Here is a 21047-nt window from a genome sequence, read left to right as displayed (position 1 = left end):
AATTTTACTTATATAACCGTCTTCTAAAGCAGTTTCTTTAACTCACTTAGATGTTCAATCGTATGTAAAGGACCCGACGTAATGCTGTCCTGCCACGGCTGGTTGACCTTCATCCAGATGGTGCTCATGCCTACGCTTGCTGCTCCCTCAATATCGTTCACCGGATGATCGCCAATGTAGATACATTGCTCTGGGCTTAGACCGAAATGATCAAGCGCAAGCTGAAATATGCGTGGATCGGGCTTTTTGACTCCTGCCTCTTCTGAAACAATAATATGGTCGTAATCCTCCCGGATACCGAGTTGATCGATTTTTCCATACTGAATATCGGTCTGCCCATTGGTGATTAACCCGGTTTGGTATTTCCCCCGCAGATGCTGAACGACTTCTCGCGCCTGTTCCATCAGAACTGAACTTCGCACATACTCTCTGCCATAGAACTCCATCAGTTCTGCATGTGGCGGATGCTCTGCCCAAGGCAGTTCATTCAACAATTCGTTGAACAGAAGTGGTTTGTCCTTATAACCATCCTGGTCGAGTTCAATAATTCTTTTGAGAATATCTTCCGTTGACTCAAGATGGGCAAAATAGGTTTTAATCAAACTCCGAGTGAAGCCGTCAAAGGTCATCGTTCTGTTCAGAATTGTATTGTCCAAATCAAAAATAACCGCTTTAATATGATCCATCTTCCTTCTCCCCCAATTCCAGTACATGCGTTATCTTCTCCATACTTGTCACTTCTCTAAATCCCAAGTTGCGATAAAAAGATCCAGCAACCGGTTGATCCGTGTACAGAACCAGTCGAGCGTAATGATTTTCCGCTTTTTGAATAACCGCATCCATCAGCCTGCCCCCAACCCCATGCCTTCGAAATTCTCTCATCACATAAAGTCTGCGAATTCTTCCGGTATCAGTCACCTCAGAATAAGGATCTCTGTTCAAACCGCAGATCCCAACCACCTTATCGTGCACTCTGCATTCAAAAAGCGCTTCATCTTCTTGCTCGAATGTATTAATTCCTGTCTCATATTCATGGATTAATCGCTCGATATGTCTGAACCCCTCACTGGAGCTCTCGGCCAGCATCTCCACTAAATCGTCATGATTCCATCCCCATATCTCCTGTATCTGCATGGTGTAACCGCCTCCATCATTTTAAATCAAAGGTACACATGCAAACCCAACCATACATTGAATGATGGCCGGGTTTATCTTGTAAAGCTCATTCTCATTTTTTCTTTTTGTGATAGTGATAACCCGTGCACAGACCCTTTTGTTTGGATTTGGCTGAACAGTTATGTCCACCGTTCTTATCCAGTCTGCCTGGATGAGCATAAGCGGAAGAGGATACACCAACAAGTACGACAAGAGACAGGATTACGATAACAACCTTTTTCATAAGTCACCCTTCGATCAACACCCTATGCTTTAGGGTTTAATACGTGCTATATCATTCTACATGAAAATCCACAATTGGGATATCCTTCATCTTTTTCATCTGTACATTCTCATAAAGGCCTGCCTGTAACGAGTACGACTTGAACGCCTTTACGAATCAACTCCGGGATCGACTCAGCTGTACGCGGTGATAAACTCCGATCTATTTCGCTCAGCAATGTACCGTCCACATCAAAGAACACAGCTTTCATCAAGATGTTCTTCCTCCTCTGTCTTCAATTAAAAAGAGCAAGTACAGAATAACCTTGTCTGGTCTTCCTGCGCTTGCTCTTGCAATTAACGGGTCTGAACATCTTGGGTACGTCTCATGTACCATAATTGAAATGATTTCGCCGTATCCAGGGAAATGTCATGTGCCCGATGATGCAGTACAGGTTTGGCACGGTTTACCGTATGAATGGAAGCCACACCGAACCAGCGCTGTAACACGTTACGGGTGATCTGTATTTCGATGACTTTCTCACGTTTGGAGATGAAAAGTGTTGAAGTGAGCGCACCGGTTCGAAGTTGAATGAAATTTTGATGTAAAATGTATCTGGTATGGAAAAAGTCCATCACTCTGCTTGTTGCAATCCACACGAGCAGAATCGCCGGAATCATCCACCAGGCATGCTTCTGCCCAAACACCAATGGTTTGAAATACCACAATAAACCCGTGATCATGATCCATCCCCAACTTGGTTTGAGCAGGCGCAGCCATAGTGATATTCGTGGAAGTTTTTCCATCTCCTGCGTAACCCGATAGGATGGCAGGATCTCCTCAATCAGGGTATAAGCTTGCTTCACCGGCAAGAAGGGATAGAGCGAGTTTACCTCCTGCTCGGATTCCCCCAGACTACCTGCAGTGGTCAGTTCTACTTCCGCTAGTCCAAGCAATCTTTTCATTGGCGACTGTGTAATTTTCACAGCCTGGACTCGCTCTTTCAGGATTGAAAATGACGTTTGCTCCATCATGCCCTTCGAGATATAGATCCGCTTGGCATCCGAGGTGATCTGGAAATTGCCATACTTTACGAAGGTTCTGACTATGCCCAGAGCAATAGATATGATCAATAAAACCAAAATCATCAAACTGGCAATCCACCAGGAATCCAGCCAGGTTAATAACAAACTTTCCGTTACTTCTTCATCAGGGAAGAAGTCCTTTACCCAGGAATACAGCGTAGCCAGGACCGGAATCAGTACGAGAAAACTAAGCGAGGTAAAGGATGCTTTGAATATGTCCTTGCGGGTGGAATGATAATGAACAACCCGTTCCTGTTTTTCTTTTGCAGACAGAGACATGACTTCATCAGTTATAAAAGGTTCAGATTGCGCCTCTCCGTCTTCCATAGCCTTAACTGCATCCAACGTATCATGTTCCTCTGTTGCTCCTGCTGTTTCTGCTTCTTCAGCCATATGACCTGCTACAATTTTCTCCAGCTGTTCCGCTTCGGAAAGTGAAACAACGTGTAACTGAAAGGTAGCATCTTCTCCCTTAATCCCGGTCTCGAATCGGATCGACGTCACGCTGAACAACCGATGAAACAGCGTTGTATGACGATTCACATTCTGGACCTTCGTATAAGGTATCGTTCTTCGGGTACGGTTAAACACACCACTATAGATATGAAAGGCTGTATCGTCTGCTGCATAACGCGAGGTGAACCACCTCAGGATAATGGACAGGATGCTAATGGAGACACCTACATAAAAAGCGATTCTTCCATAGAATATCCATTGGGACTCCGAGCCCTGACGGAAAACAAACAAAAAAAGGACGATGGCGAACCAATTCTTTACCCGTTTCCACAAGCTCCACAGCATGGTTAATGGATGATGTCGCTTCATATCGATCATTCATCCACCTCATTAATACGGGCATAGGATGCAATCTGATGACGGAGTGCAAACGCGACTTCCTCTGGCAATGCGGGGATTTCATGCGATGAACCCATCGTGCCAACCGATACGGAATAGAGTCCATATTTTCGCATTAAAGGTCCCTGATTTGTGGTAACCGATTGCACTTTCGCCATGGGGATGATCTGATGTACCTTGGTTAGCGCCCCACGCTTCAGTTGCAGGAACTCCTCATTCACATCATAGTACCAATGCTTGTATAACCATGCAGGCTGGATGAAAATATCCCACACCGCATAGAGCACAGATATGGCCGTAACCCCCCACAAAATCCAACCAATCCACGTTTTCCATCCATAGATTGAGTCGAGTATTAACAGTATGGCAAGGATCAGGAAACCTATTACATTCCATATGATGGCGCTAATTCTCCACAAGTTTACCGCATGAGGGGAAAGCCTTTGCTCGGGTATATTCCACTGTATTGACATATGTTCACTCCTTTTTTCCTCGGGTACATAAAAACACACATGATACACTGTACGAACAATCGTTCACGATCGATGCAAAAAGATAAAGAGATGACCCCTATACAATACAGGTCGTCATCTCTTTTGTTCATTTCATTTTACTATAAAAATCCTGTACTTCACACAACCACACCATATGGTCTGTTCCTTCGCCCCAATAGTTGTTCGCCACCACATAGGGTTCACCGAATTTGCGTTGCCACTTCTTCTGTGCGATCTGGTAACCGCTATCCAGACAGAATTGCTGAATTCCCAGCCGTTGCAGTTCAGTAATCAGTGCGAGAATGAGCGCCGAACCAACCCCCTGTCCTTGAACCTCGGGCAACACATACAGGCTACCCAGTTCTCCGATACCGTTCAGCCGGCCCTCTGTACATTCTCGAATCTCCTTACCACACGGTCCATACGAGATTGTGCCTACAATAACATCTCCCATTTTGGCGACGAGGAAAAATACACTTGATTCTATATTGTCCTTTGCTTGCAATGCGGTGTAAATCATCGCTTTTTTGTGTGTTATCTCATCCTGAATATCATCCAGAAGCGAGCCTATGCCCTCCTGATTAAATGCTGCGGGGATCGTTGTCTCGAATACCCGATACGCTCCCTCTGCATCTGATTGCGTCAATGGTTCAATGGTAATTTTGTCATCCACAGGTTCTTCTCCGTTCCATATACCTTCTTAATCTGTACGTCGCTGAATCAGTCTTCTTAGTTGATTCGCATCTTCAAGAGGAATGCTATATCCAGTATGCGTGTCTTCCTCGTTTACTAACAAGCCTTGCATCTTGGGATCCATTCCCAATGAAAAATCATACCGTGTAACCGAACCATCTGCATTATTAATACTCATCTTGTACTGCGTACCATAATCAATAATACCCGGCATACGCTCTGCCTTATGTATGGCCTCCATCATGATTCGAATCTCGTCAGGTCGATCAAACTCAACATCTTGGCATGGTTCCGAGGCAAGGTTGGGATTACACGTTAAAGTGATCAGTACAGGAAGCCCTTCTTCCGCGTTCGATTCATTCGGTTGACTGCACCCTGCAATGAACGTGGCAATGACAAATACGAGCAACACTCCTACATATTTCACCACACTGCGTGCCTCCCTGACTTAGTATTAAATAAACTAGTAATGAGTAGAGAAGTAATAAATACAGTATATAATGAAATAATTCAACTGCACTAACTATCTATATTCATATCAAGTTACGTAACTCCGGGTCCCATGAAGACAACAGAGAGATCAGTCGCTCTACGTTCTCTTCCACAAATACCTGAACTCTCTCACCCGTAATGAACTCAGGAGTAATTCCCGGTTCTTCCCCATTCAGAAAAGAAAACGTGTGGTCCCGCCAGCGTACAATCTCATCAGCAGTTAAACGATCCGTCATGTCATAACCCGGTGAACTGTTGAGCACCTGCCATACCTCTTCGCTCCAACTTGAACCTTGATAGAGATTGAAATCAATCTGGTCCGTCTCCTGATAGTATAAACGCGCCAGTTCATCCTTCGATCTGCTCCTGCCTGTATGTTGATCTACCTTGTTGACCCGTTCGACGAATTCAGGATGCACACTCCGGAACCAGTAATAGTCTGTCATCACATGCATAAAGTACCCACGAACAAACCACTTCCATCCTTCATCGGTACGTTGTTTTATATAAGATGAGTAGAGTTCCTTGATTCGTCCAGTGTAATCTCCTTCATCCTTTGGATTGAAATGGGTGTATTCCTTATCATCTCTGGTTGTACCTTCGCGCATATGTATGGAATCCGGGGCGGTATTCCCCAGATAGAATGAACCTCGATCAGTCTGTATTTGCAGCGAGTCTGCAATCAGATTAGCAATATTGAGATGAACCATAGGTAACGGCATAGAGTTAATCTCCTTTTATCGGGAAGTATTCTACTATACTTAGAAAAAGAAACGATATAACCTACTGGTGCAACGTACAGATCACTGGAATAGTGAGACTTCGCTATGTTCCACCTTTTTCACCGTAGATGCGTGACTAACCCTGTATTCTCTCCACTTGCATTCGATCAAACAGCTGCTCCAGATCCGTATGGTACTCCGGGTGCTCCTTCATAAGCAGACTAATATATTCCGATCCACATTCATAGAATACTAGACGATTAAACGGAGCAGTATCTCCAAAATGATTGCTTTCCTGCCCAAATTTTGCCCGAATCAGATTCTCAATATAACGCGCGTAACCCTCGTTCCACTCCAACCAGCTCCAATACTCGGCTTGTTCTTCATTTAATGAACGGAACAGCGCCTTTCTAGCTGTCTGTACTTGTGTCAGGTCTTTACTCTTCAAAGCAGACAACAATGAGTTAATCCGTTCCACAACGACTTCATTTTCATAGGGAAACTCATAATCCAGTTCCCATGTTACGCGCTTCAGTTGGTCCATTTTATGCTTAATCTGGAAACGGTTAACGATCCGCTCATCATATTTCTCATATACATAGCAATGAACATATTCATGGAATAGATAGACTTTCTGCTCCAGATCTTTGAACGCTGTATCCGTTACGATCGCACACATTCGTCCGTTCATATGATGCACCGGCATCGCAGCAAGACATTCATCTGGAATATATAAATCGTCCGGTACCGTTTTTATCCACTCATATTGCTGTGTCTTGGACGAATAATCATAGATATATAATAAAGCTTCATAGGCTACAACCACTGGATAATGTTCTGCAAATAAAGGATGTAGGCTGACCAAGTCTTTCTGAAGCTCGTTTAACTCGTTAATTTGCTCTAAAAAAGCATCCATGTCATTAACCCTCTCTTTACTGGATTGATGCGTTAATCATACTAGAATAGAAAAGATAAAACACTGAGAGAAAAATGATAATTCTGTTCGAGTGTGAGATGGTGAACGTTAGAAAGGTGGAAGTTTTATAATCCGGCATACATTTTTCTAAGTTCGTTCACCACTGACTATATGCCAATGTTGATGCTTCGAGTCCTGATAACTGCCCAGGTTAGTTATAATCTTTGATGAGCCTGTCTGAGCTAACATGTCAGCAGCTACTTTTTTAATGACCCGCATCATTTCAATAAGCAGCTCATCATTATTCTCTTCCTCTTCTGAAATGAAGGACTGAATATGTATCTTGGGAATTACAACAATGTGATGCTTGTAGTATGGCCGAGTGTGATGATAAGCCATAACGTTCTTTGTTTCCATCACAACTTTGACTTGCGTTTTACCACTTAACACCTCATCACAATAAAAGTCCTGCGTCATTATACTCCTCCATCTTCGAAATGCATACGTTAAAACGTATCCTTATGATTTGGTCAAGATTCCCTGATCCACGGATTTCTGAATAAGCTGCTGCGCATACTCCCACAATGTTTCGGAACCGTTCGCAATCTCACGGTTTCTGTTTAACACCTGATCACTTGTAATGTTATATTTCTGCCATGTATCTCCCTCATTCTGATGGTTGTGGATAATAGGCTGCAATCGATCAAGAGAGGAGGCAAATTGCGCTTCAGGCGTCTGTTTTGCTTCAAATTCCAACCATAACTGGAGTAGTTCTTCAGCCTGTCCCTTAGGCAACATACCAAACAGCCGATGAGCTGCTTTGAGTTCACGATCATATTTATCCGTGTGTCCCACCGTATCGTAAGCGAATGTATCTCCGGCATCGATCTCAACCAGATCATGAACGAGAAGCATCTTAATGACTTTGAGGATATCCACATCCTTGTTGGCATGACTCTGCAAAACCAAGGCCATCATCGCCAGATGCCAGGAATGCTCTGCATCATTTTCAAGTCTATCACCATGCATAATTCTCGTCTTTCGTTCAATCGTTTTGAGTTTATCAATCTCAATGAGAAATTGAATCTGATCCTGTAATGAGTCGCTCACAACATATCCTCCTTCATATCTGATCTCCCATCAAATAGAGAGGTCATACCAGTAAACTCTATAGTTAAAATCCAGTGACATCCCCACACCCTGTGCAAGACGAATGGAGCCCACATTGTCCGGTGAACAATCCCAATACGGATGTATGCCTACACGACCGCATTCTTCCACAAAAGCTTTTGCCACCATCGCACCATAATTCCTTCTTCTGTAGACTTCAACCGTTTCAATATCAACCGCATGTGTCTGATCTGCGATAAATGCCGAAAGGCAAACACTGGCGATATCATCGTTATGCACTATAACGTAGCCAAATCCATGTTGTAAAAAATCATCTCTTGTCGTCCAAAAGTGAGAGATTTTATCTTTCAGGAATGGAGAATTGTTATATCTTTTCTCTCCTAATAGTACTTGATCTATCCTGAGAATTCTGACTTCCTCGTCCTGTGAAGCACATATGTCGAGATGTACTTGCTGACTTATCGAATTTGGATTCAACATGAATACACGCTGAATATCACTGGAGATATCTCTTTTCCCGGAGATATGTTGAAGAACATCTTCCCAAGCTTCATCCACCACACCAATTTCCACAGCATGAATATGTAAGTTCAATAATTCAGGTTCAATACGTTCCCGCATGTACTCTTTCAATTCATTCAGAAAGGGTTCACTTCGAGAATCTCCGATCAACTGAAAACCAGATTGTCCATGTATCCAAATTAATGCTGCTGTGATATTCTCTGCATCATCGACATAGATCCGTCCCGGGTTCAAGCCAGACGACACCGCCTTGACTTCAATATTCTGACACGAATCCGTGAGATGTTTTACTTTGTGAAACTCCTGTTTATTAATCTCGGTGATCATAGGATCATTCCTCCTAAAACGACAGCTCAGGAATTATTTATCTAACGTGTAATCAGATCAAGTATCTATTAAGCAACTCTTGAATGCTAAGATTATGCTTTTCCAGCCAATTCATGTTCCTCTCATACTGTTCAATCATAAACGTGAAGTTGTGTTCAATCGTTGCTCCGGCATAATGCTGACCAATATAGAAATGAAGTACTGCTATATAATAGATTTTTGTAAGTAAAGGGAGATAACCGAACTCAAGCACTGAATGCTTGCGTTCACGACCATACCCCTGAATAAAGGACTCAATCATTTCCATTGATCCTTGGGATTCCTGAACCACATGGTTAAAGCTAATTGTGAATTCCATAAACGCAGCATCCATACCCATAAAATCAAAATCCAGTACGCATGTGATCTTCTCATTTTCAGCGAGCAAATTATAAATCAACAAATCATGATGAACCAACTGTTGTGGTAATATCTCTAACTGCAGATTAGAACTCTTAATTTCTGTGATCATTTTCTGATAAAAGGTAACCCTTGAAACTGATAATTCAAAAGGTAGATTTTCATAAAAAACCTTAATCGATTGACGATTAGCTAACGGATGAATTTCGTACACTTTAGTAAATGAAATTCCCCTGTAAGCTTGCTTGCCTATTGGGAACCCTTGCATTCGTGTCGAAAACTCACCCACCAACTGCCCAAACTTCTTAGATTTGTCTACGCTAGACAATTGGGGTACAGTACCTTCCAAAAAGCTAGTAATAGACGCAAGCGTCCCGTCTTCTAATAATAAATAGTTTTGTCCGTCTATAGCCCTGTGAAAGCGAGGGACTTGAAACGAAGAAGGCGTACTTTCAAGGAAAGCCGTCACTTCACATTCAAGTTCAATACCATCCATCGTTTTGAGATGTCTGTTATAGATACGAACAATAAACCTCTGTCCATGTATTTCAAGAATCTTGGTCGTATTCGTCAAGCCAAATGGAACGGCTTCCAAGGTATACTCGGTATCTTCGAAATAATGAAAAATGATTTCGTCAAATCTTATATTCATAGATTCTCGTCTCTTCATCATCAAGTAGATATCCTTTACCGATATAGGCCCAGTTATTTTTTTCATAATAATCGGTCAGATCAGTACATAAATACAGCTTGTCATACCCCTTTGTTTTCACCTCATTCAATGCATGGGTCTGGAGTTGTCCACCCAGGTTTCGGCCCCGATATTCTGGATCAACATGAAGACATGCAAACCAGGGAAAGAGATCCTGCCTGCTATTCAGATCACTTCGTAACAAAGCGTACCCACCAATAATTCGATCTTCGTCCAACATCACATAAAATCTTGGCACATCACTCTCTGTTTCCATTGAACGCTCTATACAATCCCGATAGAAGTGGAAGCTTGATTCCGAACCCCATTGTTTCCAGAAATACTGCACTGCTTCTTGCAGCACGTCCGGCTTCTGCCGAATATCAAAAATTTGCAACATGTTAATCTCCCTTCGCGCTTTTTACTTTCGTATAGGATCAGGTGTCCAATTCAACATTCAGTTCACGCACAAATACAGCTGTCCCCTTTATTCTGACATCCATATCCTCACCATCCCGAATCACACTCACTTGAACCTTACCATCTCTTCCAATCTCATGCCCTTGCTCTACCACAAACTGTACCTCATCAATCCCCGGTTTCACATAGGTTAAATAATAAGCCCCCATCACCCCTGAGGCTGTTCCAGTCACTGGATCTTCCGTCGTACCTGAGTAAGGTGAAGAGAAATGTCTGGCATGCATCATTGAATCGGAATCACGGGTTTCGAAACCAAAGGGATGTAGGGAAGCTTTGGGATTCTCAATTAAAATTCCTGGAAACAGGGAAGAATCCGGTTTCATTTTCATAAAAGAGCTTAGTTCACGAATTGGAATTAATAACGTCCAGGTTCCTGTACTTCCATAAACGATTGGCGTAGAAAGGTCAACCTCATCCAGAGTGAGGTTTATGGCGCTCACCAGCTTCTGGATATCACCCTGGAACGGTATAAACTGCGGTTGATCCTGTTTCATTTCCATGTAAATGGTGTCGGCAGCGCGCTCAAATCGTATAGGTAATGTTCCTACATTGGTTTCAATCGTGATCAACTCTTGGTCACCCAACATACCACGCGTCTTCAAACCATACAGTGATGCCATTGTGGCATGACCACACAGATTAATCTCATGGCCCGGTGTAAAATAACGTAATCTGACGTCAGCTACTTCAGAATTCAACACAAATACTGTCTCATTAAAACCAACCTGATAAGCGATCTGCTGCATTTCCGTCTCACTGAAATGATCAGCGTCAAAAACCACTCCTGCAGGGTTACCTTGACCGGGAACTGTAGAGAAAGCATCATAATGATAGACCGTAACATCACTCATGATTAGATCCACTCTCTCTGTAATCTAAGCGACACACATTTCCATATAACTCTACGCTTTCACCATCAACTACGACCCCGCCTCCATCTTGGCACGCATAGACCGCTGTACGGTGAACATGAGTATATTCTCTTAATGCATTTAGTTTATCTTCCGAACCGTCCCAATGCGGTGCAAACTCAAAATTAACGAGTTCCAGTGCTTTCATATCTTTCAGATCTACTTCGTTTTCATCAGCATCTTCCCCATACCCCGCTATCTCTATCGTAGGTGTCGTCAGAATACTTCCTGCGCTGACCCCGATCAGCATGCCGCCACTCTTCACATAGGAACATAGTAAACCAAGCATATTTCTCTTCTGTAATAAACTTAGAAAATAAAACGTATTTCCGCCGGATAGATGAATTGCATCACACTCGAAAATAGAGCCAAATGTGCTCTCCTCATACTTCAGATCAAGATCATAATATTGAATGTTATCTATTCCTAATTGATTGTAGTAACGTCTAGTGTGTTCAAAATACTTCCGCTCCGGGTCGGAGCACGAAGGGATATATCCAATGGAAGGCTGTTCACTGTTAAATAAGCTTCGTATTCTCTGATCCAATTTATCGTTAGATTCGAACACCAAATCACTTAGCAGAACCAACGACGTCATCTTATTTCCTCCCGTACCTATTAGACTGACTTAAACTCTCTATCCAAAATCGAGAAAAAATACTGGTCTGTCCACTGATTGTTCCACCATAGTTCTTCTTGGAAGACGGCCTCCCGTGTCATTCCCACATGCTGCATCAGTGCTGCTGAGGGAACGTTTTGTGAATTGCACATGCCAACGACCTTATGAGCTTGTAACTCTTGAAACGCAAATTGTAGCAAAAGTCGGGTAGCTTCACTCCCGTATCCTCTACCTGCGTATTCCGAAAGTACAGCGAATCCAAGTTCCCAGCTTTTTCGGTGATCCACATAACTCCACATCTGAACGATACCAATGGGTGTATCCTCTGGATCATTCATGCGCCGTATAACGAAATCATAAGCATACGGTTTCTCATCTGCGACAGCAAAATGGCTACGATAATCCTCACGAACCTTTTCCTCATCCGTCTCAACAGTTTCCTCAAAACTCCAAATGTTTGTGTCACATTCAAGTTGACCTATGAAGTTGAGGTCCTGCTCTATGACTGTTGTTATTTTAATTTTCTGTCCCACAAATTCCATGTGGATTCATCTCCTTTGGAGTATGCCATCGTTCCCATAGACTACTGCATCTGCCCATTAATATATCTTCTGTGACTTGCAGATGCTTCCTGAACCCACAAATCCAACTCCACTCTACTAACAAAAAATTGATCCTGAACCTTAATGAACGGAAACATCCTCCCATCAAAGAAACCTGATACGGTAAAGCTCCCTTGTTCCGCCTTAATAATACTCATCACCTGTTCTTCAGTCATACTCAGATACTCGGCAGTTTCTTGCATCGTCAATAATACTTTATCGTTTGGTACTACTTGTTCTTCTGCCTGAGTGAGTTCACTATTTCTCTCATGAGTCGTTAAAATTGTGCAGCCAATGATAAAGGAGATCCCCAAAACGACACTGGATAACAGGATAGAGAGCGTTACAGATTTCATTGTTTTGGAATCTCCCACTCTGTATGAAGCACTCCTCTACCAATGTTCCATTTGGCAAGTAACGCCCTTTGTCTATTTTCCAAATCCAGATAGGGAGCCGCTACACAGGATAGCGTATCAAACATCTGGATAAAATGAGGTCCTTCCTTGAACCGTCGAAGCCCTCCATACTCTTCATCATCTGCTGCCCATACAATCTTTTTAATACCCGACATTAGTATGGTACAGGAACACATAGGACAAGGTTCACAGGTAGTGTAGAGTGTCAAATCATTCTTCGTGTATCTCTTCTTCTCTACATCCAGCAAATGTTGTCCGGCCCGACGAATGGCATCCACTTCAGCATGTGCGGTGGGATCGCACGCAGAGTAGACACGGTTCCTGCCTTTACTCACGACATTCCCATCTACATCAACGATTATCGCACCAATCGGATACGTTCCTTCAATCAGTGATTGCTCTGCTTCTTCCATAGCCAAAGTTAAATATTCATAATCCGATAACTTCATTGAAAATCCCCCTAAGTGCAGTTATAGTCGCTTATACAGCAGATTCCTTCTCCATAAACCGGGTTACATCCGGTTCAGCGAAATGTTCATACACATCCTGCCGGTCTGCTAAGGTTAATTCTCTGAGGTACAGACGTTCAGTCTCTACATTAGGAAAATGTATCATGACATGATCTCCTTTAATCGTTAAACGTTACGAATTGTGTACTGCCCTGCTTCACCAAGAAAATCACTTTTGGTTATCCCTTTTTCTCCGAGTAACATCCTGTAGTTCGATATCGTACCATCATGTGAAATGATAAACGTATTCCCGCTCTGTTGCCTGCACCATTCAAGAAGCTGTTCAGCTAATATCTTGAATCGATATACATCCATCTGATTAATACTTTCTTCCCAACAATCCAGCCCCAGCTCAACCATTCTTATACCAGGATACTTATGGCTGAGTTCTTCCTTGGAATAGATCTGATCGCAGACGAAAGGGAAAAACTCCGGATTCTGAGGAAACATTCTTGGGCCAACCAGTGGGCTGAACGTAAGATTGGTACTTTGGGCTAAAAGGAGTGCCGTTTCAATCGTACGTTTGGTTGGACTAACCAAAATGACGTCTTCAGGCGCAACAACCAATTGTTTACGTAACGCTATAACCTGACTTTTTCCCAATTCAGTGAGACCAGGATGCAGGCAATTTAATTGGTTAGGGTAGTCCATCAAGTGTTCACCATGACCATGACGAATAAATGTAATGTCCATAGGCACCTATTCCTCTATTTCTGAATGAAGTGTTTGATGCCTTTTGCATCAAGAAGGTTACTCAGTTCCTTTTTCAAAAACACAGGATATACTTCCATCTGCTCTAGTTCGTCCAAGGAAAACCATTGGAAAATTAACTTTCCGTTATCTTCTAAACCTTTGAATTCAGTTTCACTATATAGCTTATGGGCTTCCGGCAATGTGATGAGATAATAAAAGCCAACTTCATGATACTTCAGGCCATCATATTCAAAGAAATCTTCACTAACATATGCGAGCCTTTGCGCTTCTACCTGAACACCCAGTTCCTCCATCATCTCTCGCACAATAGCCGCTTCTGTTGTCTCGTTTAATTTCACCCGACCTCCGGGCAGATTCCAGAAAGCATCCTGTTCAGTCGTATGCAAAAGAACTCTTCCCGCATCCATCACAATACCTGCCACACGGAAGTTGAATTTGTTGTTATTTTGGTCGAACGATACATTATTGTTATCTGCAGTGGTCATCTCGCTGACCACCCATCAGTAAATCCATCCATGAATCCCATGATGAATGAGGGAATGATGAGTACGAGCAATAAAATTAAACTGGCTATGCCCCATCTAAGAATTACTTTCCGTTTGCTTCGAACACCTAAAATAATTAAGATTGCGGTTGTTGCAATTAAGGCTACTCCATAAAATGTCATAAAACTAACCTCCGGTATGTATTCGTATTTCATTAAGGTTACTGCAAAATCTTTTCTAACTTGTGCCTACAAGCCTCGCGGTCATAATCCGAATTATCCAGCCATACCTTATCCATCTGAAGTAAGCCATAGATTTCGGACTCCAGCTTCTTTCTTTCCTGCAAAACCTGTACCGTACCCTTAACACCCTGATAACCCTGTGCCTGCCCCAAACCCTGGTTCGTATAATAATGAATGAATCCCTCTGACCATTCTTTGGGTCTTTCACTAACCGCCTTATCAAAGGTATAGGATATATCTTTCTGATCGATATAGATGAGAAGCGGATTCAGAGCATGAATGATACGCCCCAGTTCCAATACATACTGCACGTTCTGCTCTTTGGATTGATTGCATTTTACGAGACCCATGGTTAGTGGATTCTGGATAAAACAACACTCAAATATCGTGATGCAGTCATCATTCGTGCTTAACACGTTTTGGGTGAAATCTTGCCACTTCTCGGTGATCAGCTTCACATTTTGCGCAAAAGGAATTTCGTAAATATCCCGGCTGAAAATATCCTGTACAACGTGACTGGGGAACTCTATGCCCCGTTGTTCTTTCATCTTACGATAAGGAATCAGGTATCCTTGATCATGAGCAATTGCATGGCTTTTCAGAATCTCTGTGTATTCTTCATGCGTTTTCAATAAGGACTCGAAGTCTCCAGCATCATAAAAAGCAACACCTTCGTAATCAGCAGGGTGATCCAGGTTCCCTTCTTGAAATAGTTGTACCACCTTGCCTTGTTCTATCAAAATTTCGGATACCATTTGGGCAATTGTTGACTTGCCTGAACCCGGTAATCCTTCAATCAGTACTAAGCGTCTAGCCATTATTACATCATCCTTTATTTTGTGCGATGACATGGATTTTCCATGTATCTATCCGCTATTTTATTAATCAATATCTGCAATAATCCATTGCGCAGAATCGCCATCTTCTTTCTTTTTCCAAAACACCATCGTATTGCTATACTCTTCGCCGTTCTCATTTAACTCGTTAATCATCACCACTGCCTGATAGAGCTTCCTTTGCTCCTGTATCGTTATGTCGCTCATGGAAGTAACCTTGAGAACTTTGTATCTTCCCATACCTGATATAGGAGATTTCGGATCAAAAAGATTCATATATGCTGCTTCATCCTTTTCGTATAAATAACGCATACGTGCATTCATCAGTTTGACAATCTCCAATTGGTCCCCGGTATAGTTTGTTTCATCGAGATACTCTGGTGGGATGTCTTCTTTCTCTTGGGATGTTGATATTTCTTCATCCTGTAGTGTCTCTTTTTCAGTGACGCTTTGAGATGGCGAATCTATTGATTGCTGTGCATCTTGTGTGTTTCCCTTGTTCTGACAGGCCGCCAGAAGTAGAAGTAATAATGAAAGTACGGTTAACTTTCTCATAATCAGTCCTCCAATCAGCAATCGTCTACATAAGAAGACTTCCTATCTATGTAAAATTTTCTCTCAAGGTACATCATAACCCATAATGTGGGATTTGCGAACGAGCGAAATTAGCCATTTCAACGTATAAGGCATCTCACGCCAAAAACACGCTTCTCTGCACAAGTTACATCATGCATAGAGCGTGGATATCAGCAGAACTTTTTCCTAACTTTTTTAACTGTCCTTAGTCAATCTACCTATCGATTCCATAGCATATTCATTATGCCGACCGCTTCAATCTGGATTTCTTTTTCTTCATGATCCGAGAAAAGATAACTATACGTTGAAAAGATTCCCATATGGCGTATATGTCCACCTTTGTAATGAAGCCTCTTTTCGTCACCGTTGATCGTCTGAGTAAACGTCCTGCCTTCATCCATATCATACGAAGCATGGATGCCATGTTCACTTGAGAGCCAGGCAACAAAATCCTCTTCGTTTGGATTGGGCATGACTAGAATAACGAGCAGAACAACAAATACAACAATGCCTGTTCTTAGTCCTGCGCCCCTCTTGCTACCATGTTGCGTGTATTCAGGCTTCATCTTGATCACCCATTTCTTGAACAGAAATCTCTACGTTCTTCGCCAGAACCCAACCACTCAAACCATACGAAGATGAGATCACCGTGTACTTATATTTCTCCTTGATCAGCCTGGTGTGCAATTCGTCATCGGAATCATAACTGACAGGCCAGCCTTGACCTTTCCCCGATTCCAATAACTCGCGATTATATGGGATAAAATGTTCTAGATCCCACTCATCCAGATCCAAAATAATGCTGCCATGCAGCGGTGTATCAAACGCATGGGCCATTACACCAGAGAATAAGACATCCATATTTTTCGGCACAGCGTGACTTGAACGAGTACGCATCCTGATTCTTTCGTTCTCTAAATCCACTTCGTAGCTCAATATGGTGTTGTCATGTAAACTTGGCATACTCCCCCTCCTTCCAATATGTCTGTTAGCTCGTTTATCCTCAAACACCATAATATCGTTTATAGTTCGAGACCCATTCCGCTTTGGAGAAATCAACAAAATCATACGGCTCGCAATGTCTAAGGTACAGCAACTCCTCGTGCGCCTGTTCCCCGTCCATCTTTTCCAGGTAAAACAATGTCTCTTCATACCCTGCACCACATAATAACTGCACATCAATATAACTGCTCGTATCCTGATTCTTCTGTTTGGCTTGCCAGATCAGCATGGTGTCCTCTACATTCCCAATACAGAACAACATAATGCACAACAGTTTCAGAACTTCGTTATCCTCTAAATTTCTATTCTCCATCTCTTGGTGTAGTAGCTGTCGGATGTCCTTCCGGTTAAGCTCATCAGGTTCCAATCCGTACAGCTGCAACAGTTCTTCCTCGTTCATACGTGCACTCCCTGCCTACTTGAGAATGTTATTTAACTCTTCCGCTTTTTTCCTGCTATCCATTCTAGCATAAAAATAAAAAGCGATGATGTGCAGCACGATGGATAATAACCACATGCCGGGGAACCAGGGAGCGATGAACTGGAACATGTCTACCGAGAACAACCATACCATCGCCATACCTCCAGCAATATTGAATGTGGACGAGATGACGATATTCCATACCGGTTTTAACGTAAAATGGTTCCACAGTATGTTATACATCACTCCAAACAACACAGCTGCAATGAAAGCAATACCCGCTATGTTCCATAAATAGGACATCTGAATGGGCAGATCACCAAAGAATATGGTTGCCAAGAGTGTGATCCATAGCGTCATCATAGTGAATACTTGAAAAAAAGAATGTCTAAGTTGAGTAATCATGATAATTTCCCCCTAAAGTTTTTAATATAAAATCGACTGACAAAGTAGCTGGAGCGATCGCTCAGGTCTACCTTAATTCGGGCATGGTCTGTTGCAGAGAATGCGGTGATGTATCGTGTATTGATGATCGTTTGATTATTAATTTTCACAAAATGAACGTCACCCAGATCCTCTTCTACAAATTTCAGACGTTTATTAAGCAAATACCTCTCCCCTGAGATCACCCGGACACAGCACATCCGATCCTCTGATTCAAAGGCAACCACAGAGCTCAATTGGATCTGCATATTGCGATTATTCTTGGCATGGATGACCGTTAATTGAGTTTCTGATGCGCAGATCGCCTGCTGAATACGGTCCCACTTCGACTTTTCCTCTGGATGTGTAATGACCTTGGCTACCCTTTTTTCAACTGACGTGTCCTCTTCAAAAATGACTTTCATGTGTTGGCCCTCCTCTCACAACTCATATTACAAGCATAGTTACAACAATCCCACTGTATTGCGTTTTGTTGCAGGATTTTGCAAGTTTGTTGCATCATCACTGCATAGATACCAAAAAGAACCACTCCATGGGAGCAGTTCTTCTATGTACTCATCCAGAGCATTCAGGGCATGAGTTATTCTTTTCGCATACTGGTGCTAGGTTAACGTTAATCAATCTCCAGATACATCTCCTGATTTTGCAGGATCATTTCGTTCATGTGTGTAATAGCTTCTTCTGCCACAGTCTGATAAGTAGCATATAATGCCTCTGTTCTCTGAAGCAAGATCGGGTCCTTCTCCAGATCCGTTGCCAACACCTCACGCCACGTTTCATCCACTCTATTGTGGTCCGTAATCAGGCATTCGATCTGTTCTAGTACATTCACCATCTCATCTAAATGAAAAAATCGCATCCCATTTTTAATTCCATTCCAGCTCTTGAGCTCAATGATGTTATATGCCGAAAACCAATAAAATTCTGCCAGACTCTTCGTGTGATTATGATAAGAATAGAACAAAAATAAAGCTTGTTGCCCCTCATGTAACTGTCGGTATATCTCTGTTTTGGCGGCCATATCTCTGCCCCGTACGGAAACAAGCATCGGTTCAATACATAACCAACTTAATTGCTTGGAATATATATCTTCTGGTCGAAGTCTAGCCTTCATAACATGCTCCTCTCTATTCACTAATTTAAGGATTCTCTGGTGTTTCCACTGCCGATTCATTATCGCCGCCCATTCTGCGTCTGGATGTCTCCATTCTCCCTGTCGAAGGCACATGGTCAGAAGCTTTAGCTAATCCGAATTTGGGCATATTGGCGTATATGGTCTCGAAGGAACCCGACTGAGCCTTGTATGTTTCATGATAAATTCCTACTGTTCCGTCAGTACCAATGGAGCGGTTGAATTTTTTCCAAGCTTCCAAGTGTAATCCGCCCCGTGCGTATTTCTCCAATTCATCGTAAGAGCGCCAGTATTGGAGTAGCGTCACCCCACGCCAGCTTATAAAATACTCTGTACTCAGAAATCCGGTCTCCGGATTCATATAGAGTTCTTTAATCATCGGCCCCATGGACTTAAAGACAGGCAGCCATTTGTGTATAGCCCACAAACGATTGATCCTCATTCCGATGATAAAAACAACAAATTCTCCCTCAATCTGAGCTGAATATCTTCCCTTATATATGTTCGGCACGTCACTTCTCCTTCTCGTCCAACATGTACCTGCGTTCAATAAACTTGATCTTACTAGCAATATTAAAAGCTTGGCTTGTCGTCACACCCTCTTTAATTATATGACCCGCACTATCAAATAATCGAACGTTAGTCCACATTAATTCTAATGACTTAGCACTCTTATCCGCTTCTTTTCGATCTTCATATGACCATTTCACCCGATGCCTAATATGTTGAGGGACCCACTGTGATCTGAATTTCTTTAATTTTTTGTAGGAAATATACTTCTCGATTCTCTTTCCTCCCCTGGCCATACCATACACCAATGGACTTTCAGCCATACCATGACAATATAAAATGTACACCTTCGCACCCGTTCGGAGTTGATTGTCCTTAATAACATTGGCAATTACCGCATACATCTGATCTGACCCCCAATCTCTAAATCTAGTTGATCCTCATATCGTCTGCGAACGTTTATTGGTCCAGATTCTCTGCTATTAAAACTCTCACAATACTAGTCGCGTTGTTGAATTTCATTTTGTTATTCTTTTGTTGGTAGTCCCACCCTTGTCTTATTGCATATTGAATAAGGTTGGATATCAGTCTGGGTTCATAGACAAATATATCCCATGTATCTTCCCAAGCAACATCGAACTCTACAAATGTGGATTTAAGCGCATTCGAATAAACCCGAATGACGATATCGTATGCTTGCTCATCCACAACGTACAGGAACAGTGTACCATTCACTACAATTTTGCGGAGTTGTTTCCTGTATACCTTCTGGTAAATCCCTCCCTTACTTACACAATGGTGCGTAAATCATTATACACATTCCATTTTGTATACAATTGTTTTAGCGCTAATCCTGTTGTATGTATGAACTTGTCCATAACTTCCATGGATAAAATATTTAAATCACCCAAAGGTTCGTTGTCAGGGTTAGTTAAAAACTCAAGTTTCTTTCCTCTATACTGGTACACCTCAGACTCCAGCAATCCACCTAAACCAAATGCTTTCCCCACGTTCAGCTCACTTAACCATTCATGGGCCCCGTTCCAATTCTGTAGAATCATAAACTCTAACTTCGTGACATCCTGTGTATACACGTTTCTTCCATTGGGGTGAACTTCATATGCAGGATATATATTGAATGTCCACACGCGATCCGTATAGATATGGGCGATGTAACCACACAGATATTGCAGGAATTTGGGATCACTATAAGCTATCTTCTTGTTGGACTCAAAAAATCCTTTAAGTTCTTCGTCTGTTGCGAACCTTCCTGCCTCTGGCATGAGGTGGGTTTTCGCCTTTTCGGTACGAAGATTAGTTCTTACATGGATGGAATCTGGAGCGAGGCTTCCCAATAATAATTCAGGGGATGGATCTGATATCAATTCGGATGCAATTGCAAAATGAACCATAGGCCAAGGCAATATAAAAACTCCCTTCTGT

General features: G+C 42.4%; 34 protein-coding genes and 1 pseudogene. All 35 read right to left on the bottom strand.

Going from position 1 to position 21047, the window contains the following annotated elements; genetic code table 11:
• Positions 1 to 23: 23 nt before the first annotated feature.
• On the bottom strand, positions 24 to 686 hold the full coding sequence (locus tag ACETMN_RS08485; RefSeq protein ID WP_192134559.1) for an HAD family hydrolase: 663 nt from the start codon (positions 684 to 686) through the stop codon (positions 24 to 26).
• Positions 673 to 1134, bottom strand: a complete 462-nt coding sequence (locus tag ACETMN_RS08480) for a GNAT family N-acetyltransferase (protein WP_192134557.1) — start codon at positions 1132 to 1134, stop codon at positions 673 to 675. Before ACETMN_RS08480 ends, ACETMN_RS08485 begins: the two co-directional genes overlap by 14 nt.
• A 94-nt stretch (positions 1135 to 1228) precedes the next feature.
• On the bottom strand, positions 1229 to 1399 hold the full coding sequence (locus tag ACETMN_RS08475; RefSeq protein ID WP_094030640.1) for a YHYH domain-containing protein: 171 nt from the start codon (positions 1397 to 1399) through the stop codon (positions 1229 to 1231).
• Between the two features lie 115 nt (positions 1400 to 1514).
• Positions 1515 to 1652: pseudogene (locus tag ACETMN_RS08470) on the bottom strand (HAD family hydrolase); the annotation flags it as partial.
• Positions 1653 to 1734: 82 nt separating this feature from the next.
• A complete protein-coding gene (locus ACETMN_RS08465; protein ID WP_411736012.1) occupies positions 1735 to 3297 on the bottom strand; it encodes a PH domain-containing protein in 1563 nt (520 codons plus the stop codon).
• Entirely contained in the window at positions 3294 to 3791 is a 498-nt protein-coding gene (locus ACETMN_RS08460; protein ID WP_341072761.1) for a PH domain-containing protein, read from the bottom strand. The genes ACETMN_RS08465 and ACETMN_RS08460 overlap by 4 nt, the downstream gene beginning before the upstream one ends.
• Positions 3792 to 3918: 127 nt before the next feature.
• Entirely contained in the window at positions 3919 to 4485 is a 567-nt protein-coding gene (locus tag ACETMN_RS08455; protein ID WP_341072759.1) for a GNAT family N-acetyltransferase, read from the bottom strand.
• A gap of 27 nt (positions 4486 to 4512) precedes the next feature.
• The gene (locus ACETMN_RS08450) at positions 4513 to 4935 is read right to left on the bottom strand and encodes a hypothetical protein (protein WP_411736011.1); all 423 of its coding nucleotides are present in this window, start codon (positions 4933 to 4935) and stop codon (positions 4513 to 4515) included.
• 103 nt (positions 4936 to 5038) lie between these two features.
• On the bottom strand, positions 5039 to 5719 hold the full coding sequence (locus ACETMN_RS08445; RefSeq protein ID WP_341072757.1) for a zinc dependent phospholipase C family protein: 681 nt from the start codon (positions 5717 to 5719) through the stop codon (positions 5039 to 5041).
• 136 nt (positions 5720 to 5855) lie between these two features.
• On the bottom strand, positions 5856 to 6635 hold the full coding sequence (locus tag ACETMN_RS08440; RefSeq protein ID WP_411736010.1) for a hypothetical protein: 780 nt from the start codon (positions 6633 to 6635) through the stop codon (positions 5856 to 5858).
• Positions 6636 to 6782: 147 nt separating this feature from the next.
• Positions 6783 to 7112: an HIT domain-containing protein gene (locus tag ACETMN_RS08435; RefSeq protein ID WP_179198453.1), complete on the bottom strand. Its 330-nt coding sequence runs from the start codon at positions 7110 to 7112 to the stop codon at positions 6783 to 6785.
• 42 nt (positions 7113 to 7154) lie between these two features.
• Entirely contained in the window at positions 7155 to 7745 is a 591-nt protein-coding gene (locus ACETMN_RS08430) for an HD domain-containing protein (RefSeq protein ID WP_411736009.1), read from the bottom strand.
• Positions 7746 to 7775: 30 nt separating this feature from the next.
• Positions 7776 to 8615, bottom strand: a complete 840-nt coding sequence (locus ACETMN_RS08425) for a GNAT family N-acetyltransferase (protein ID WP_411736008.1) — start codon at positions 8613 to 8615, stop codon at positions 7776 to 7778.
• A gap of 52 nt (positions 8616 to 8667) precedes the next feature.
• Positions 8668 to 9666 carry a phosphotransferase gene (locus tag ACETMN_RS08420; protein ID WP_411736007.1) on the bottom strand — a complete coding sequence of 333 codons (999 nt, stop codon included), beginning with the start codon at positions 9664 to 9666 and terminating at the stop codon, positions 8668 to 8670.
• On the bottom strand, positions 9650 to 10105 hold the full coding sequence (locus ACETMN_RS08415) for a GNAT family N-acetyltransferase (protein WP_091014996.1): 456 nt from the start codon (positions 10103 to 10105) through the stop codon (positions 9650 to 9652). Before ACETMN_RS08415 ends, ACETMN_RS08420 begins: the two co-directional genes overlap by 17 nt.
• A 37-nt stretch (positions 10106 to 10142) precedes the next feature.
• Positions 10143 to 11036 (bottom strand): PhzF family phenazine biosynthesis isomerase, encoded by an 894-nt coding sequence (locus ACETMN_RS08410; protein ID WP_091014998.1) that lies wholly within the window; start codon positions 11034 to 11036, stop codon positions 10143 to 10145.
• Positions 11029 to 11694: a Type 1 glutamine amidotransferase-like domain-containing protein gene (locus ACETMN_RS08405; RefSeq protein ID WP_091015000.1), complete on the bottom strand. Its 666-nt coding sequence runs from the start codon at positions 11692 to 11694 to the stop codon at positions 11029 to 11031. Before ACETMN_RS08405 ends, ACETMN_RS08410 begins: the two co-directional genes overlap by 8 nt.
• Positions 11695 to 11714: 20 nt before the next feature.
• A complete protein-coding gene (locus ACETMN_RS08400; RefSeq protein WP_091015002.1) occupies positions 11715 to 12257 on the bottom strand; it encodes a GNAT family N-acetyltransferase in 543 nt (180 codons plus the stop codon).
• Positions 12258 to 12298: 41 nt separating this feature from the next.
• Entirely contained in the window at positions 12299 to 12673 is a 375-nt protein-coding gene (locus ACETMN_RS08395; protein WP_091015003.1) for a hypothetical protein, read from the bottom strand.
• Positions 12670 to 13182: a nucleoside deaminase gene (locus ACETMN_RS08390; protein ID WP_091015005.1), complete on the bottom strand. Its 513-nt coding sequence runs from the start codon at positions 13180 to 13182 to the stop codon at positions 12670 to 12672. The genes ACETMN_RS08395 and ACETMN_RS08390 overlap by 4 nt, the downstream gene beginning before the upstream one ends.
• A gap of 31 nt (positions 13183 to 13213) precedes the next feature.
• The gene (locus ACETMN_RS08385; protein ID WP_218780897.1) at positions 13214 to 13348 is read right to left on the bottom strand and encodes a GNAT family N-acetyltransferase; all 135 of its coding nucleotides are present in this window, start codon (positions 13346 to 13348) and stop codon (positions 13214 to 13216) included.
• 20 nt (positions 13349 to 13368) lie between these two features.
• Complete coding sequence (locus ACETMN_RS08380) at positions 13369 to 13935, bottom strand: phosphoglycerate mutase family protein (protein ID WP_411736006.1); 567 nt, start codon at positions 13933 to 13935, stop codon at positions 13369 to 13371.
• A 14-nt stretch (positions 13936 to 13949) separates the two neighbouring features.
• Entirely contained in the window at positions 13950 to 14441 is a 492-nt protein-coding gene (locus ACETMN_RS08375) for an NUDIX hydrolase (protein ID WP_411736005.1), read from the bottom strand.
• A 220-nt stretch (positions 14442 to 14661) separates the two neighbouring features.
• Positions 14662 to 15501 carry an adenylyl-sulfate kinase gene (locus tag ACETMN_RS08370; RefSeq protein ID WP_192134523.1) on the bottom strand — a complete coding sequence of 280 codons (840 nt, stop codon included), beginning with the start codon at positions 15499 to 15501 and terminating at the stop codon, positions 14662 to 14664.
• A 63-nt stretch (positions 15502 to 15564) separates the two neighbouring features.
• Positions 15565 to 16074 (bottom strand): hypothetical protein, encoded by a 510-nt coding sequence (locus tag ACETMN_RS08365; protein WP_411736004.1) that lies wholly within the window; start codon positions 16072 to 16074, stop codon positions 15565 to 15567.
• A 239-nt stretch (positions 16075 to 16313) separates the two neighbouring features.
• Positions 16314 to 16670 (bottom strand): hypothetical protein, encoded by a 357-nt coding sequence (locus ACETMN_RS08360; RefSeq protein ID WP_411736003.1) that lies wholly within the window; start codon positions 16668 to 16670, stop codon positions 16314 to 16316.
• Positions 16651 to 17058, bottom strand: a complete 408-nt coding sequence (locus ACETMN_RS08355; protein ID WP_411736002.1) for a hypothetical protein — start codon at positions 17056 to 17058, stop codon at positions 16651 to 16653. Before ACETMN_RS08355 ends, ACETMN_RS08360 begins: the two co-directional genes overlap by 20 nt.
• 40 nt (positions 17059 to 17098) lie before the next feature.
• Entirely contained in the window at positions 17099 to 17497 is a 399-nt protein-coding gene (locus ACETMN_RS08350; RefSeq protein WP_411736001.1) for a hypothetical protein, read from the bottom strand.
• Positions 17498 to 17512: 15 nt separating this feature from the next.
• On the bottom strand, positions 17513 to 17923 hold the full coding sequence (locus tag ACETMN_RS08345; protein WP_411736000.1) for a hypothetical protein: 411 nt from the start codon (positions 17921 to 17923) through the stop codon (positions 17513 to 17515).
• On the bottom strand, positions 17920 to 18366 hold the full coding sequence (locus ACETMN_RS08340) for a LytTR family DNA-binding domain-containing protein (protein ID WP_411735999.1): 447 nt from the start codon (positions 18364 to 18366) through the stop codon (positions 17920 to 17922). The genes ACETMN_RS08345 and ACETMN_RS08340 overlap by 4 nt, the downstream gene beginning before the upstream one ends.
• A gap of 209 nt (positions 18367 to 18575) precedes the next feature.
• Positions 18576 to 19076 (bottom strand): hypothetical protein, encoded by a 501-nt coding sequence (locus ACETMN_RS08335; RefSeq protein ID WP_411735998.1) that lies wholly within the window; start codon positions 19074 to 19076, stop codon positions 18576 to 18578.
• Positions 19077 to 19101: 25 nt separating this feature from the next.
• Complete coding sequence (locus ACETMN_RS08330) at positions 19102 to 19605, bottom strand: DUF4188 domain-containing protein (RefSeq protein WP_411735997.1); 504 nt, start codon at positions 19603 to 19605, stop codon at positions 19102 to 19104.
• 1 nt (position 19606) lies between these two features.
• A complete protein-coding gene (locus ACETMN_RS08325) occupies positions 19607 to 19927 on the bottom strand; it encodes a hypothetical protein (protein ID WP_411735996.1) in 321 nt (106 codons plus the stop codon).
• 136 nt (positions 19928 to 20063) lie between these two features.
• The gene (locus tag ACETMN_RS08320) at positions 20064 to 20339 is read right to left on the bottom strand and encodes a hypothetical protein (RefSeq protein ID WP_091015027.1); all 276 of its coding nucleotides are present in this window, start codon (positions 20337 to 20339) and stop codon (positions 20064 to 20066) included.
• 53 nt (positions 20340 to 20392) lie between these two features.
• Positions 20393 to 21028: a zinc dependent phospholipase C family protein gene (locus tag ACETMN_RS08315; protein WP_091015028.1), complete on the bottom strand. Its 636-nt coding sequence runs from the start codon at positions 21026 to 21028 to the stop codon at positions 20393 to 20395.
• Between the last annotated feature and the right edge of the window lie 19 nt (positions 21029 to 21047).

The sequence above is a fragment of the Paenibacillus sp. M2 genome, from assembly GCF_046713495.1.
Taxonomy (GTDB): Bacteria; Bacillota; Bacilli; order Paenibacillales; family Paenibacillaceae; genus Paenibacillus; species Paenibacillus amylolyticus_B.
This window is presented reverse-complemented; position numbering and strand designations above follow the sequence as displayed.

Bases quoted from the DNA above. Each gene is read 5' to 3' on its own strand.
- ACETMN_RS08400 (WP_091015002.1), bottom strand. From the start codon at position 12,257: ATGGAATTTGTGGGACAGAAAATTAAAATAACAACAGTCATAGAGCAG.
- ACETMN_RS08355 (WP_411736002.1), bottom strand. From the start codon at position 17,058: ATGCCAAGTTTACATGACAACACCATATTGAGCTACGAAGTGGATTTA.
- ACETMN_RS08410 (WP_091014998.1), bottom strand. From the start codon at position 11,036: ATGAGTGATGTTACGGTCTATCATTATGATGCTTTCTCTACAGTTCCC.
- ACETMN_RS08395 (WP_091015003.1), bottom strand. From the start codon at position 12,673: ATGAAATCTGTAACGCTCTCTATCCTGTTATCCAGTGTCGTTTTGGGG.
- ACETMN_RS08480 (WP_192134557.1), bottom strand. From the start codon at position 1,134: ATGCAGATACAGGAGATATGGGGATGGAATCATGACGATTTAGTGGAG.
- ACETMN_RS08465 (WP_411736012.1), bottom strand. From the start codon at position 3,297: ATGATCGATATGAAGCGACATCATCCATTAACCATGCTGTGGAGCTTG.
- ACETMN_RS08460 (WP_341072761.1), bottom strand. From the start codon at position 3,791: ATGTCAATACAGTGGAATATACCCGAGCAAAGGCTTTCCCCTCATGCG.
- ACETMN_RS08405 (WP_091015000.1), bottom strand. From the start codon at position 11,694: ATGACGTCGTTGGTTCTGCTAAGTGATTTGGTGTTCGAATCTAACGAT.
- ACETMN_RS08345 (WP_411736000.1), bottom strand. From the start codon at position 17,923: ATGATTACTCAACTTAGACATTCTTTTTTTCAAGTATTCACTATGATG.
- ACETMN_RS08335 (WP_411735998.1), bottom strand. From the start codon at position 19,076: ATGAAGGCTAGACTTCGACCAGAAGATATATATTCCAAGCAATTAAGT.
- ACETMN_RS08385 (WP_218780897.1), bottom strand. From the start codon at position 13,348: ATGATACATTTTCCTAATGTAGAGACTGAACGTCTGTACCTCAGAGAA.
- ACETMN_RS08485 (WP_192134559.1), bottom strand. From the start codon at position 686: ATGGATCATATTAAAGCGGTTATTTTTGATTTGGACAATACAATTCTG.
- ACETMN_RS08440 (WP_411736010.1), bottom strand. From the start codon at position 6,635: ATGGATGCTTTTTTAGAGCAAATTAACGAGTTAAACGAGCTTCAGAAA.
- ACETMN_RS08475 (WP_094030640.1), bottom strand. From the start codon at position 1,399: ATGAAAAAGGTTGTTATCGTAATCCTGTCTCTTGTCGTACTTGTTGGT.
- ACETMN_RS08435 (WP_179198453.1), bottom strand. From the start codon at position 7,112: ATGACGCAGGACTTTTATTGTGATGAGGTGTTAAGTGGTAAAACGCAA.
- ACETMN_RS08425 (WP_411736008.1), bottom strand. From the start codon at position 8,615: ATGATCACCGAGATTAATAAACAGGAGTTTCACAAAGTAAAACATCTC.
- ACETMN_RS08445 (WP_341072757.1), bottom strand. From the start codon at position 5,719: ATGCCGTTACCTATGGTTCATCTCAATATTGCTAATCTGATTGCAGAC.
- ACETMN_RS08415 (WP_091014996.1), bottom strand. From the start codon at position 10,105: ATGTTGCAAATTTTTGATATTCGGCAGAAGCCGGACGTGCTGCAAGAA.
- ACETMN_RS08365 (WP_411736004.1), bottom strand. From the start codon at position 16,074: ATGAGAAAGTTAACCGTACTTTCATTATTACTTCTACTTCTGGCGGCC.
- ACETMN_RS08325 (WP_411735996.1), bottom strand. From the start codon at position 19,927: ATGGCTGAAAGTCCATTGGTGTATGGTATGGCCAGGGGAGGAAAGAGA.
- ACETMN_RS08340 (WP_411735999.1), bottom strand. From the start codon at position 18,366: ATGAAAGTCATTTTTGAAGAGGACACGTCAGTTGAAAAAAGGGTAGCC.
- ACETMN_RS08420 (WP_411736007.1), bottom strand. From the start codon at position 9,666: ATGAATATAAGATTTGACGAAATCATTTTTCATTATTTCGAAGATACC.
- ACETMN_RS08375 (WP_411736005.1), bottom strand. From the start codon at position 14,441: ATGACCACTGCAGATAACAATAATGTATCGTTCGACCAAAATAACAAC.
- ACETMN_RS08350 (WP_411736001.1), bottom strand. From the start codon at position 17,497: ATGAACGAGGAAGAACTGTTGCAGCTGTACGGATTGGAACCTGATGAG.
- ACETMN_RS08390 (WP_091015005.1), bottom strand. From the start codon at position 13,182: ATGAAGTTATCGGATTATGAATATTTAACTTTGGCTATGGAAGAAGCA.
- ACETMN_RS08370 (WP_192134523.1), bottom strand. From the start codon at position 15,501: ATGGCTAGACGCTTAGTACTGATTGAAGGATTACCGGGTTCAGGCAAG.
- ACETMN_RS08380 (WP_411736006.1), bottom strand. From the start codon at position 13,935: ATGGACATTACATTTATTCGTCATGGTCATGGTGAACACTTGATGGAC.